Raw genomic sequence first — 13,082 nt, forward strand, 5'->3', positions numbered from 1 at the left:
GCCCGGCCATGACGACACCAGGTTCCGACTTCGTTCCCCGCACCGCCGTCGTGGCCGGCGGCGACTCCGGCATCGGCCGCGCGGTGGCCGTCGCGTTGGCCGGCGGCGGCCTCGACGTCGGGGTGACCTACAACCGCGACCGCGAGGGCGCCGAGGCCACCGTCGCGGAGATCCGCGCGCTGGGGTGCAGCGGGTTCAGTGCCCACATGGACCTGACCGACCTCCCGGGCGCCCCGTTCGCCGTCGACTCGCTGTCCAGTGAGCTCGGCGGGATCGACGTGCTGGTGAACTGCTCCGGCACAGGCACCGCCACCTCATTCCTCGACCTGGACTTCGACTCGTGGCGCACGGTGCTGTCGGTCGACGTCGACGGCGCGTTCCTGTGTGGACAGCACGCCGCACGGCTGATGGTGGAGCAGGGCCACGGCGGGCGCATCGTCAATGTCACCAGCGTGCACGAACACCTGCCCAAGGTCGGTGCGGCACCGTACTGCGCCGCGAAGGCCGGTCTCGGCGGACTGACGCAGGTGATGGCGATCGAGCTCGCGCAGTTCGGCATCACGGTGAACTCGGTTGCGCCGGGCGAGATCTCGACACCAATGACCGGTCAGACCGACGAGAACCCCGAGAGCAACCCCCGGCCGGGTGTCCCGCTCGGGCGTACCGGCGACGCACGGGAGATCGCCTCCGTCGTCGCGTTCCTCGCCGGCCCGACGTCGTCGTACATGACGGGCGCCTCCCTCGTCGTGGACGGCGGCATGGCCCTGATGGGGCCGCAGGCCGTCCAGTTCGTGAAGGACGACGCCTGGCGGAGCGTGTGACGTCCGATGGCCCTGCACTGCAGGGCCATCGGGGTCGTCAGGTGCCCTTGACGTTCATGATCTGGCGGAGCTCGTGGAGCACCGTGACCAGATCGCGAGCATCCTCCATCACCACGTCGATGGACTTGTAGGCATCGGGGATCTCGTCGATGAACTCGGCCGAATCCCGGTACTCGATCCCCACCATCCGCTCACGCAGGTCGTCCTGCGTGTAGCGCTTGCGCGCCTCGGCCCGGGAGAACCGCCGACCCGCACCGTGCGGAGCCGAGTGCAGACCGCTCGCGCTGCCCTTGCCCTCGACGACGTACGACCGCGTTCCCATGCTGCCCGGAATGATGGCCCGCACACCCTCGGCCGCGTGGACGGCGCCCTTACGGGTGAGCCACACGTCCTTGCCGCCATGCTTCTCCGGCCGGGTGTAGTTGTGGTGACAGTTGATTCGATCCGACTCGACACTCGTGTCGGTACCGGCCCGATGCACGAACTGGTGCAGGAACCGATCCATCATCTCGGCCCGGTTGAGGTACGCGAACCGCTGCGCCCACGTCAGATCCGCGATGTACCGATCGAACTCGGGCGTGCCCTGGGCCAGGTACGCGAGGTCACGGTCGGGCAGCTGGATCCACCACTTCTCGCACATCTTCTGCGCGATCGCGATGTGCTTCTTGGCGATCTTGTTGCCCACCCCTCGCGAACCCGAGTGCAGGAACAGCCACACCCGGTCCCGCTCGTCGAGACACAGCTCGATGAAGTGGTTGCCACCACCGAGAGACCCCAGCTGCTGACGCCACTTCGGCGAGTGCGACAGGTCCACCCCGCTCTTCTCGGCCAGTTCCTCGAGCTCCGCGATCTTGGCAGCGGTGAACTCGAAGCGGTCGAGGTGCCCGTTGTAGTTGCCGGGCGAGAGGGGGATGACGCGCTCGACGTCCTGACGCAGCTGCGCCAGGTCGAGGTCAGTGATGTCGCTGTGGCTCAGCGTCGTCTCGACGCCGATCATCCCGCACCCGATGTCGACACCGACCGCCGCGGGGATGACCGCGCGCAGTGTCGGAATGACCGTGCCCACAGCGCTTCCCATTCCGGGGTGCGCATCGGGCATCAGGGCGACATGGGGGTGGATGAAGGGCATGGCCGCGGTGCGACGCGCCTGCTCCAACGTGGCGTCCTCGATGGCCGAGGCCCAGTTGAGCAGCCGCGTTCCCGCGCCTGTCGGTGGCATGGTGATCTCCTTCGTCGTGTTCGGTGAGGTCCGAACGGTACGTGGAGTCGACGACCATCGCGACGTATTTAGCTGTGTGCCTGTCAGGCTCGCCGTTCGAGTCGCACGAACACGTCCTTCATCTCGCGTGTTCCGAGGTCGGGGCGATCGATGTCCACCACGTGGAAGGTGAGGGCGTCACCGCAGGGCACGACGAGGTCCGGAAGCGTGGGATCGCTGAAGCCGATGCGGATCTCGTCCCCCACGACGTGCAGGGTGTCGACCAACGAACTGCGCCGCATCACGACACCCGAGACGTCCTCGATACCGTGGTCGACGAAGCGCGGTCGGCCGTCGTCCAGTGTCAACAGAGTGGCGGCCGGACCCGTGAAGGAGAGCACCGCACCCGGCGCGGGCACCACGGCCACAGGACGTCTGTCTCGGGATCGAAACTTCACTGTCGTCACCTCGGCTGGCTGAGCGGCGACGCCCTCGGCGCCACGTCCATGACACCAGAGCCGTGAATGGATGTCAGTACTTTCGGCCACTATCTCAGTAGTTTGTCAGCCCCGTGCCGGTTTGTGGCGCTCACTATGGTGAGCAGGTGACCCCGGCATCCCCCTACGACGCGATCGCGCCCGACTACGCCGCGGCGTTCGCGGACGAGCTCGGCTCGCGCCCCTTCGACCGCGGATTCCTGTCGTCGTTCGCTCGCTCGGTGCGGTCCTCGCGCGGCACGACGGTGCTCGACGCCGGATGCGGGCCCGGCCAGGCGGCACGCGAGCTCGCGAGTGCCGGCCTCGATGTCCTGGGCCTCGACGCGTCGAAGGGCATGATCACCGCAGCATCGGGGCCGGCCTCCTGGGTGGTGGGCGACATGACCGCGCTCCCCCTGGCCGACGGTTCGGTTCACGGCGTGTGCGCCTGGTACTCGATCGTGCACACCCCCACCGCCGATCTGCCCGCTCTGTTCTCCGAGTTCCGCCGCGTCACCGTCCCGGACGGCTGGCTGCTGCTGGCATTCCAGACCGCCGCACCCACCCGCGAGCTGCGCACTGCGTTCGGGCGGGACGTGCACCTCGACTATCTCCGCCACGACGTCGACGAGGTGCAGTCGCTGCTCATCGACAGCGGGTACGTGCTGCACCGGGACGCCGTGCGATCCGCTCACGACACGGAGACGGCGGCGCAGGCGTTCGTCGTCGCGCGGGCACGCGATCACCTCGTGGAGCCGCCGCCGCGGGGGTGTTGATCGTGGATGTCAGACCCCGGTTTCCGGGGTCCTGGTTCCACTATTGCTCCCGGGATCCCCGGTGGGCCCACGACCGTCCAACAGTGCGTGGACGAACTGGACAGATTCGCTGGTCGGCACGACGGCGTCATCAGCCGGGCTCAGGCCCTCGCACTGGGACTGTCGTCCACTGCGCTCGAACGCCGCGTGTCCGCAGGACGCTGGACCCGCATGGCGTCGGGCATCTACATGCCGGCAGGTCAACCGGTCACCCAGCAGGCGATGGTGCGCATCGCGGTGCTCCGATGCGGTCGCGGAGCACTGGCGAGTGGACCCACCGCCGCGTGGTGGCTCGGCCTGCTCGAGCGGCCGCCCGCCCACTCCTGGGTGACCATTCCGCGTGCTCGGCGCTACCTCGATCGGTCGGTCACCGTGCGACGACGCGACGTTCCCGCAATCGACGTGGCGGTGGCCCGTGATCTTCGCGTCACCGGCCTCGCTCTGACTGTGCTGGAGACCGCGGTGATCCTGGAGGAGGCACGACCCGGCGACGGAACCCAGTTCCTCGACCGAGCACTGCAGACCCGCACGTCACTGGACCGGCTGCAGAGTGCCCACGCTCGCAACCCTGGACGTGTCGGCAGCCCTCGCGCCGCGGCGATGCTCGTGCACGCGGCGACCGGCGGCGAATCCGAGGCGGAGCGAATCTTCCTTCGACTGCTGCGCACCTTTCGCATCACGGGATGGGAGTGCGCCGTGCGATCGTGCGGCTACGTGATCGACGTGGCCTTCGTCGACAGGCGGGTGGCGATCGAGATCGACGGCTGGGCGTATCACCGCACGGCCGAGCGCATGGCACACGACGCGGTGCGTCAGAACGCGCTCGTGAACGACGGCTGGACGGTACTCCGGTTCACCTACCACCGGCTGATTCGGGAGCCCGATGCCGTGATCGCCGAAGTGCGTCGAGCACCGCGTCGATAGTGGAATCGGCGCCCCGGATTCCGGGGTTCAGATTCCACTATCGAACCCCGCGCCGACTCCGCAACAGGATCACCGCGAACGCCGGCACACCCACGAGCGCCGTCACGACCCCCACCGGAATCTCCTGCGGTGCGAAGACGCTGCGCGCCAGGGTGTCCGCCCACACCATGAACACGGCACCGATCGCCATGGACACCGGCAGCACGCGGTGATGGGCGGTGCCGACGAGTATGCGAGCCGCGTGCGGGATGACCAGCCCGACGAATCCGATGGCTCCCGCCGACGCCACGATGGTCGCGGTCATCAGCGCAGTGACTCCGAGCAGCACGACGGACAGGCGGAGCATCGAGACCCCGAGCGCGCGGGCCGTGTCCGATCCCAGCGTGACCGCGTCGAGCGACGGCGCCGCCACCACGCACGCCACCGCCCCGATCCCCACGGCGCCGGCGCACACCGCGACATCGCTCCACCCGGCACCGGCGAGCGAGCCCAGCAGCCAGAACAGCACCCCGCGCGTCTGCTCGGCGTCGGCGGAGGACAGCACGATGAACGAGGTGAGGGCCGAGAACAACTGCGTACCGGCCACTCCCGCCAGAATCACCGGCCCTGTCCCACCGCCCGCGCCGGTGGCCAACATCATCACCAGCACGAAGGACACGAGGGCACCGACGAAGGCGCCGGTCGACAGCGACAGTGCGCCCGCACCCACACCGAGCACCGCCACCGACACGGCGCCCGTCGAGGCACCGGACGAGATGCCGAGAACGAACGGATCCGCCAAGCGGTTACGCAGCAGTGACTGCATGATCGCACCACACAGCGCCAGGCCGCACCCGCAGATCACCGCGAGAAGTGCACGGGGAAGCCGCAGTTCCCAGACGATGCCGTCCTGGATGCGGCTGACGTCCGCCGGCGGGCCACCGAGATGCGCGACGACGACGGCGACCACGTCGGGCACCGTCACGTTCGCCGGGCCCAGCGCGATGGACACCGCCACCGACGCGACGACCGCCAGCAGCGTGGCCACGACCGCCAATGCCGGTCGCACCCTCACCCGTTCGACCACTCCTGCAGTGCCGCAGCCACTTTCTCGATACCGTCGATGGTCCGGATCGACGGATTGAGGTCGGCACCGTTCACGACGATGTAGCGCTTGTCGATCACCGCCTGCATGCGACTCGTCACCGGGTTGCTCTCGAGGAATGCGATCTTGCTCGCCAGCGCGTCACCGTCGATGCTGCGCCGGCTGAGGTCTGCCAGCACGAGTGCGGAGGGGTTGCGGTCGGCGACACTCTCCCAACTCACCTGCGGCCATTCGTCCTTCGTGTCCGCGAAGACGTTGCGCACGCCCACCGCGTTCGAGATGACACCGGACGCTCCGCAGCACCCGGCCATGTAGGGGGCGGTGGTGTCGGCGAACCAGTACGCGAGCGACGCCTCCGACACCGGCGTGGATGCCGCGTCGTAGCGCGTTCGCAGCTCGTCGACGAGGGCATCCCCTCGGTCGCGGACATCGAAGATCGCCGCAAGATCGCGCACCTCCTCGAACACCGTCTCGATGCTCAGTGGCTCGTCCCGGGCACCGTCAGCGTTGACGCTGGTGGCCGACTTACCGATGCAGTCGGTCGGCGACAGGTACGTCGGGACGCCGAGGGCATCGAACCGGTCGCGGTCCGCGACTCCACCCTCTCCCAGCGTTCCGCCGAACGACGCGGTGACCAGATCGGGCTCGGTGTCCAGCACCACCTCGAGCGAGGGCTTGTTGTCCGCCAGCCGAGGAACCTGCGCGTTGGCGTCCGCGAGGTCGGCCCGTACCGGGTCGGTCCAGGTGGCGGTACCGACCATCCGATCTTCCAGCCCGAGGGACAGCAGGATCTCGGTGGATCCCTGGTTGAGGGAGACGGCGCGCTGCGGCGGCGCGTCGATGGTGACGGTGCGGCCGCAGTTCTCGAGGGTGACGGGATAGGTGCTTCCGGCCTCGGCCGCAGCCGTCGTGGTCGGGCCGGTGGAGCATCCTGTGGCGAGGAGGCCGACTGTCGTGACGACAGCGGCGATCGCGAGGCGTGGGGTCATGTTCGGTTGTGCCGTCCTGCTGGGAGCCCGTGCGCGGAGCTTCGAGGGTGGTGCCGGACAGCAAGCGATCGGACTTCGAGCCGAAGCTCGTCACCGTTGCGCGCCAGTCCCGGAATCGCACCGGGTTCCCTCGCTGAACGACTGTTCGAGGGTCACTCTATTCCGCGCGGCTCCATCCGCACCACGTACCCGTCCTCGCCGAACTGCGCGAGGTCCGGCCGATCGATGTCCACGACGTGAAACGTGACGTCCTCGTCCGCACCCACGACCATGTCCGGAACCGACCTGTCGGAGAACTCGATGCGAAACCGGTCCTCCTCGGGCCACAACGTGTCGACCAGAACGCTCCGCCGAGCCTTCTGGCCTGCGACATCGACGTACCCGATGTCGACGAACCGCGGTCTGGAGTCCGCGAGCTCGATCAGGAGAGAGACCGGGCCGGTGAAGGTGAGCACGGCACCGGGAGCCGGAACGACCATGGGTGCCGAGTGGGAGCGACCGAATCCAGGGAGTCTCACACCCGGCTTTCGTCACACATGTCGGCGAGGATTGTCGGGATTTATCACAATTCGATCTCGGTCCCCATCACCTCGTGGGAGCGAGTGGCGCGTCACCGTCGACGTCGTGCGCGTGCTCGACATCCTCCTCGACGTCGGCCACATGAATGGCATGGCCGACTCGGACGCCGAGAACGACCGACACCACCATCCAGACGGCCACGAAGCCGATGACGAACCACCACATGTCACGAAGTGTTCCACCGAGACCGGCCACCGAACCGCCTGCGAGGACGCGACATGGTCACGGTATCCGCTCAGCTCACATACGGAATGTTCACGAAGCTGGGGTTCGCGGGGTCGAGTTGCACGTGCTGGGGTGCCAGCGCGGAGTCGACGAGCATCGGCCCCAGGGGCAGGTAGCGCGGCACGCTGGCGGCGTAGACGTCGATGCGGATCCGGTGGCCCGGCGCGATCACGGCATCCGTGGGGAGCAGGTTGATGTCCACCGTGGTCGGGACGCCGGGCACGAGCGGCTGCCGGCTCGCGAGCGTGAGCGCCGGCTTCGCGTCGACGTAGTCGCCGTTGGCCGAGCGGGTGCTCTTCGCCTCGTCGATCTGGCGCAGCGATGCGGTGAGAGCGCCGTGGCTGATCGGGGTGGACGTGCCGTCCGGCGCGACGTCGTTCATCGTCGCGGCCCAGAAGCCGTCGGGCCGATCGAGCACCGTGTTGAGATGCAGGTTGGTGGCACCCGAGATCTGGGTGGGCTTCTCGGCCGGCGCGCTGGTGAACGTCAGCGCCTCGGCCTCGTTGAACCGGGAGTCCTTCGTGCACACGGACCCCAGGATCGCCGCCGCACCCGCCGTACCGACCGCGGCGTCGCGGGAACAGACCCCGCGCAGGCCCGGCGCGACGGTGAGGCGCGCGGTGTCGGACGTCGGCGACGAGGACAGCGAGCCGTCATGGAGGCTGTGCCCGGCGGTGCCGCTGGGGGCGGCGGAGAGGTAGGTGCGCTGCGACTGCGCTCCGGCACGGGGGAACTGATCGGTGGTGGTCCACCCGCCGCCCTGCTGGAACAGCGTCACGGGGCCGTACCTCTCGACACCGTTGTCGACGCCCTTGAGCCAGTGGTCGAACCACGCGCGTTCGAGTGCATCGAGCCGCGGCGGATTGCCCGGGCGTCCGAAGCCCGCGCCCGGATTGACGTGGTACCCGTCGCCCATGATCAGCTGCTTGCGTCCGGGCGCGACCGGGATGTCGTTGTAGATGCGCGGCTCGCTGTTGGTGAAGATGTCGTGCCAGCCGCCGTAGACCATGGTGGGCACCTCGATCTGCGACAGATCCGCCGAACGGTCGGCGTAGAACTCGCCGTCCTGCGCGACACCGAGTGTCTCGGGCCGGATGTCGGCAATGGTCGGCGCCGTGAAGGCGTTGGCGAGTTCGGGGATCAGGATCGCCGGATCGGCCAATCGATCGGCGAGCCACCGAGTGTCGAACTGCCCCTGCAGGATCGACTGCACGTTCGGGACGAACTTCAGCACGTTGACCAACGTGAGCCACAGCGGCATGAACCCGACACCCAACGCGCCGCCGGTACCCACGATGTCGCGCAGCAGGTCGTTGCCGGGCTCGACCGGGAAGATGGCCTTGAGCGCCGGCGGACGCAGCGCCGCGGCCTGCACGGAGTTGATGGCCGAGTAGGAGATGCCCGACATGCCGACCTGACCGTCCGACCAGGACTGCCGGGACGTCCAGTCGATAATCTCCGCCGAATCCTGTTGCTCGCGTGGACCCAACACGTCCCACGTGCCCTGCGAGAACCCGGTGCCGCGGGCATCGACGATCACCTGGGCGTAGCCGTTCTGGACCAGGTTTCGGTTGACGGCGAAGATGCGCAGGCCCCCGCCGTCGACCGCCTGCGTGAGATCGGTGATGCCGTCGAACGGCGTACCCGCGAAGTTCAGGCTCGCGAGGAAGTCGAGCACCGGCTCGCTCACTCCGGGGATCTGCTGGATCGAGTCGATCAGGTTGCCCACGAGCTTGGTGTACGGCGTGATGTTCAGGACGGTCGGGAGGTCGGTCTCCACCGGGCGACCGGACGCATCGGCGGGCCGGTAGATGTTGGCCTGCAACACCGTTCCGTCACTCATCGTGATGGGGACGTCCCAGTCGATGGCCACCTGCGGGTAGTGCGGCGGCGCATCGGCCGCGGCGGTCCAGGCGACGGCGTCCGCGCCGCCGGTGGGATCCGCCGTGGCCGGCACCGCGGTACCGGATGCGACGAGGAGGGCGACGAGAACGCCCGAGATGACCGTGGAACGACGCCGCACACGAGCCCCCATGCTCTGATCGGCACCCTCCCCTGTGATGGGCGCCACTAACCTATCGGACGGTAACCTACGGTCACGGAAAGGTCAACGACCATTCATGCACCGAACAACAAGAAGAGACCGAGGAAGGTGTACAGCACCATCACCAGCATCAGTGCCAGTTCGCCGAGCAGCGCATCCTTCTTCGGTAGGAGCCGCAGAGCCGCGTCGTGCGCCAGTGTCACTCCGACGATGTGCCCGATCACCACGCACAGCACCGTGATGGACGCGACCACCGACGGGTGCGAGGACAACGCGTAGTTCACCGACGCGTCCGCGATGCCGAGCGGATTCCATCCTCGGTCGAACGGATCGAATAACGTGAAGACGCTCTGCTGACCTTTCTCTACGAGATAGGTGAGGTAATGGGCGAAGAAGTACCCGACGACGATCGGGATCAGCGAGTGCGCCAGCAAGCCGGGCAACTGCGCGCGACGCTCCCTCGTCACACCGCCGGTGGTGCGCGCCGCGAGCCAGAACACGGTGCCCACCAGTGCGACACACGCCAGCACGCCGGCCGTGCGGATCAGCACCGGGTCACCGAGGTCACGCGCGAACGACTTCCAACTCGGCGTCTGCGCCAGCGAGTCGAACGCGGTGGAGCCGAGCAGCGCGGCCGTCACGGCGACGGTTCCGCGTCGTACGGGGAGGGTGGCGGCGCCGTCGAGCGGGTTGCGCACCACGAGGGCGCGTGACTCCCTGTCGCGCGCCAGGATCGACAACCGCGCCACGGTGTCGCTGAACACCTCGAACGGATCCGCGCGCGCGAACCACTCCTCGCCGAAGATCAGGGCACCGCCGAGCAGGATCACCACGTACAGCAGACACCAGGTACGCACGGCGGCGACCGAACCGGGATCACTCGACGCCAGTTCGAGCCACACGAAGGCCAGCAGGCCCAGCACCGCCGGGACCACCCCGATGCCGTCGGGCAGGGTCCGCGGCCGGCCGTGCGGCAGAACGCGATACAGCGCGCGAACCGGGGACACGATGCGCCACACCGGCCCGAAGACCAGCGATGCCGGGACCAGCCCGACCCACACCAGCACGTAGAACACGCCGAGCAGCGCGTTGGATGCATCCTGCGGACCCAGCACCGACGCCGCACCGACCCACACGGCCAGCGCCACCGACGCGGCGCCGACGGCGCCCCGGAACGCGGCAGCGTCCACGAGTCGCGCCAGCGGCGTCCGGACCAGGTGTCGATCGGGCGTCAGACGCGGAGTCTTCCACGCCAGCAACAGGACCGCGAAGGACGCTGCCAGCGCCCAGGCACCGCCGATGAGGGCGTACGTCACCGGGATCGGCAGGTCGGTCGACCCGCCGAGACCGTGCGCGAGGAGCTCGCTACTCACGACCGGACGAGCACCGTCGCCACGGTGACGTCGGCCTCGTGCAACTCGATGTCGACCGAGCCCGGCACGTCGACCGTGAAGCGGAACTGCTGATCGTCACCGACCGCCACCGGGAAGCTTTGCTCCGGAACGGAATGCACGTGGATCTCGTCCTCCGCGTCGCTGGACACGGTCACGAGGATCTCCTCGCCGACCCTGCCCTCGAGACGCTGGTCGACCGGGGTGACCTCACCGCCCGCGATGGAGACGTCGAGCGTGGTGGTGGGCGTGATGCGTGGGACGTCAGATGCCGCTACGGACGTGGCCGGTGTCGAGGAGACCTGCTCGGGCGTCGCCTCGGTCTCCGGCTCCGCCGGCGAGCACCCCGCCAGTGCCAAGGCTGCCAACCCGACTACCACTGCGCGCATGCCGATTGCCGACCGGCCTCCGGCCTTCCCTCTCACTCCGTGCCCTCCCTCTCGTTCGCGTCCTTCAGCTCGTTCTCGGCGTTCTCCGCCCGCTCGGCCCGCCGGTCGCGCACGACGATGACGATCACCACGAGAGCGATGAGCACTGCGGGGATGACGGCCGGAAGTGCCAGCACGACAGAGTGATCCGCGAGGTAGATCACGTTCGGATCGGGCGTCATACGCGACTGCGCTCCTTGCTGCCCTTCGTCGCGGTGTTGCCGGGGGTGGCCAGGCTGATGCGCGCGGCGCCCCAGGACAGCGACCAGATGAGGGCCAGCGAGCAGGCCAGCACCACGAGGCACGCCGCCGTGAACAGCCACGCCGGGTGGTCGAACGAGCGCTCGCGCTGCAGCAGCTTGGTCTCGTACTGGAATTCGCGGGTGAACTCGGTGGTCGCGGGGACCTCCTCGGCGCCGATGCCCTCGTCCGCCGCCATGAAGATGGGCGCACCGGCCATGGTGCGGCCGTCCTGGATGCGCAGGAACGTCTTCCACGTCCCGTCGACCGGCATCGCACGCGTGGAGCGGTACTCACCCGGGCCGGTGCGCTCGAGGTTGTCGACGACGAGTCCGTGCAGCGAGTCGCCTGCGCCCTGCCAGGCGAGGATGGAGACCCACTCGGGATCGTCGGACACCAGGTCGCTCGGGTCGATGCTCACCGTGGCGGTGACCATGCGGAAGCCGTCCTCGCGGGGAGCGTCGGTGAGACTCACGGTCGCGCTCGCGCCCTGCGGAACGTCGATCATCAAGCCGTTGGCGACGCTGCCGCCGAGCACCAGCACCATCGCGACGACGATGGAACGCCGGACGGCGGGACGCGGGAGTCCGTCACCGCTGAGCGCCTGCGCGAAGAGACCCGCGGTGAGACCGACGACGAGGCCGGCGGGGATGCAGGTGGCGAGCGCCTCGACCCACATGCTGTTCGGCCACGGGTAGAGGAAGACGGCGTCGACCCACATGGACTCCAGGTACAGGCCGACGGTGCCCACGGCGACACCGGTGACGGCACCGAACAGGAGGCGGCGGTGGACGAGAGTGGTCAGACCCATGATCTCGACGACCACGGCCATGCCCAGGTAGAGCGTGAACACGCTGTGCGGCTCACCGAGGACGGGACCGACGATCAGCGCGGTGATCTCGCGGATCACCGCGGCGAAGGCGACGGCGAACAGAGCGGATCCGCGGCCCACCATCAGGCGGGCGGCGATGAGCGCGAAGGCGCCGGCAGCCGTCATGAGCAGCGGCTGGAAGACGAGGCGGAACTGCTCGACGCCGAAGTCGTACTCGATCTGGAAGACGGACAGGCCGATGACGAGACCACCGAAGGCGGAGCTGCGCATGAACCAGGTGATGATCGAGCGCTTGCGCGAGTCGACGGCCTGCGCCGGGTCCGCCTTCGTCTCGCCGTCGGGCTCACCGGCGGTGGCGGCGGTGGTCACGGCGGTGGAGGCCATCGCGACGCGACCCTCGTGCTCGAGCAGCAGCACGCCGACGAGCGAGAGCCCGGCCCCGCCGATGAGCATGAGGTGCGTCGGTCCCCACAGCGTCACGTCCTGGCCGAACATGCGGTGCCAGATGTCGTCGAGCGGGAAGCCGATGAGCGCGTACAGGCCCGAGCCGGCGATGAGCAGGCCGCCGGTGGGGGCATACCAGGTCCGGGTGATCTTGATGGCTGCCGGACCGGGCTTCTCGTCGCGCGGCAGGATGATCGCCAGCGCACCGGCGATGAACAGGAAGAACAGGCCCACCAGGATGAAGTAGTGCGCCGGGTTGGCCAACGGGCCCTCGTCGCGACCACGTCCGATGTGCAGGCTGACGTCCCAGATGAAGCCGAAGAACGCGGTGAGGATCGTCGAGATGAACATGACAAGCGGCAGCGCCACCCACCCGGGGCGGTGCAGCTTCTCGCCCGCGTAGTCCGCGAGGCGCTGCAGCCACGTGATGCGCCTCGTCCGGTGCATCACAGCCAGATACAACAGGAACAGCGAGATGACACCGGCTGCCGCGGTCATGCCGAAGACCTGATCGAGCGCGGCGCCGCCACCGGCCGGCGCCTGTGCGATCAGGTTACTCGAGGTTACACCTACATTGTTCACGCATCGGATT

14 protein-coding genes and 1 riboswitch are annotated in these 13,082 nt (G+C 68.5%); of the genes, 3 read left to right on the forward strand and 11 right to left on the reverse strand.

The window, feature by feature from the left end:
• The first annotated feature begins 8 nt into the window (after positions 1–8).
• The gene (locus tag QE397_RS17215) at positions 9–821 is read left to right on the forward strand and encodes an SDR family oxidoreductase (protein WP_307096292.1); all 813 of its coding nucleotides are present in this window, start codon (positions 9–11) and stop codon (positions 819–821) included.
• 37 nt (positions 822–858) lie between these two features.
• Here the strand turns inward: QE397_RS17215 and QE397_RS17220 are convergent, their stop codons facing one another.
• The gene (locus QE397_RS17220; protein ID WP_307096294.1) at positions 859–2,040 is read right to left on the reverse strand and encodes an RtcB family protein; all 1,182 of its coding nucleotides are present in this window, start codon (positions 2,038–2,040) and stop codon (positions 859–861) included.
• Positions 2,041–2,123: 83 nt separating this feature from the next.
• Positions 2,124–2,447, reverse strand: coding sequence for a hypothetical protein (locus tag QE397_RS17225; RefSeq protein WP_307096296.1), 324 nt, complete (start codon positions 2,445–2,447; stop codon positions 2,124–2,126).
• Between the two features lie 176 nt (positions 2,448–2,623).
• Here QE397_RS17225 and QE397_RS17230 point away from each other — a divergent pair, with 176 nt between their 5' ends.
• Together QE397_RS17230 and QE397_RS17235 are read left to right on the forward strand one after the other, a co-directional pair.
• A complete protein-coding gene (locus tag QE397_RS17230) occupies positions 2,624–3,271 on the forward strand; it encodes a class I SAM-dependent methyltransferase (protein ID WP_307096298.1) in 648 nt (215 codons plus the stop codon).
• 87 nt (positions 3,272–3,358) lie between these two features.
• On the forward strand, positions 3,359–4,234 hold the full coding sequence (locus QE397_RS17235) for a type IV toxin-antitoxin system AbiEi family antitoxin domain-containing protein (protein WP_307096299.1): 876 nt from the start codon (positions 3,359–3,361) through the stop codon (positions 4,232–4,234).
• A gap of 37 nt (positions 4,235–4,271) precedes the next feature.
• Here the strand turns inward: QE397_RS17235 and QE397_RS17240 are convergent, their stop codons facing one another.
• The 9 genes from QE397_RS17240 to QE397_RS17280 form a co-directional block, all read right to left on the reverse strand.
• On the reverse strand, positions 4,272–5,288 hold the full coding sequence (locus tag QE397_RS17240) for an iron ABC transporter permease (RefSeq protein WP_222633103.1): 1,017 nt from the start codon (positions 5,286–5,288) through the stop codon (positions 4,272–4,274).
• On the reverse strand, positions 5,285–6,307 hold the full coding sequence (locus QE397_RS17245; RefSeq protein WP_307096303.1) for an ABC transporter substrate-binding protein: 1,023 nt from the start codon (positions 6,305–6,307) through the stop codon (positions 5,285–5,287). Before QE397_RS17245 ends, QE397_RS17240 begins: the two co-directional genes overlap by 4 nt.
• A gap of 41 nt (positions 6,308–6,348) precedes the next feature.
• A riboswitch (cobalamin riboswitch) is annotated at positions 6,349–6,468 on the reverse strand.
• Positions 6,460–6,786 carry a hypothetical protein gene (locus QE397_RS17250; RefSeq protein ID WP_222646710.1) on the reverse strand — a complete coding sequence of 109 codons (327 nt, stop codon included), beginning with the start codon at positions 6,784–6,786 and terminating at the stop codon, positions 6,460–6,462. It overlaps the preceding riboswitch by 9 nt.
• Before the next feature lie 106 nt (positions 6,787–6,892).
• Entirely contained in the window at positions 6,893–7,051 is a 159-nt protein-coding gene (locus QE397_RS17255) for a hypothetical protein (protein WP_155957071.1), read from the reverse strand.
• 70 nt (positions 7,052–7,121) lie between these two features.
• On the reverse strand, positions 7,122–9,146 hold the full coding sequence (locus QE397_RS17260) for a CocE/NonD family hydrolase (protein ID WP_307096307.1): 2,025 nt from the start codon (positions 9,144–9,146) through the stop codon (positions 7,122–7,124).
• An 83-nt stretch (positions 9,147–9,229) separates the two neighbouring features.
• Positions 9,230–10,528, reverse strand: a complete 1,299-nt coding sequence (locus QE397_RS17265; protein ID WP_307096309.1) for a hypothetical protein — start codon at positions 10,526–10,528, stop codon at positions 9,230–9,232.
• Positions 10,525–10,935, reverse strand: coding sequence for a hypothetical protein (locus QE397_RS17270; RefSeq protein WP_307096310.1), 411 nt, complete (start codon positions 10,933–10,935; stop codon positions 10,525–10,527). Before QE397_RS17270 ends, QE397_RS17265 begins: the two co-directional genes overlap by 4 nt.
• A gap of 32 nt (positions 10,936–10,967) precedes the next feature.
• Complete coding sequence (locus tag QE397_RS17275; protein ID WP_222650715.1) at positions 10,968–11,156, reverse strand: hypothetical protein; 189 nt, start codon at positions 11,154–11,156, stop codon at positions 10,968–10,970.
• Positions 11,153–13,072 (reverse strand): hypothetical protein, encoded by a 1,920-nt coding sequence (locus QE397_RS17280; protein WP_373425251.1) that lies wholly within the window; start codon positions 13,070–13,072, stop codon positions 11,153–11,155. Before QE397_RS17280 ends, QE397_RS17275 begins: the two co-directional genes overlap by 4 nt.
• Between the last annotated feature and the right edge of the window lie 10 nt (positions 13,073–13,082).

The sequence above is a fragment of the Rhodococcus sp. SORGH_AS_0301 genome, from assembly GCF_030818285.1.
Lineage (GTDB): Bacteria > Actinomycetota > Actinomycetes > Mycobacteriales > Mycobacteriaceae > Rhodococcoides.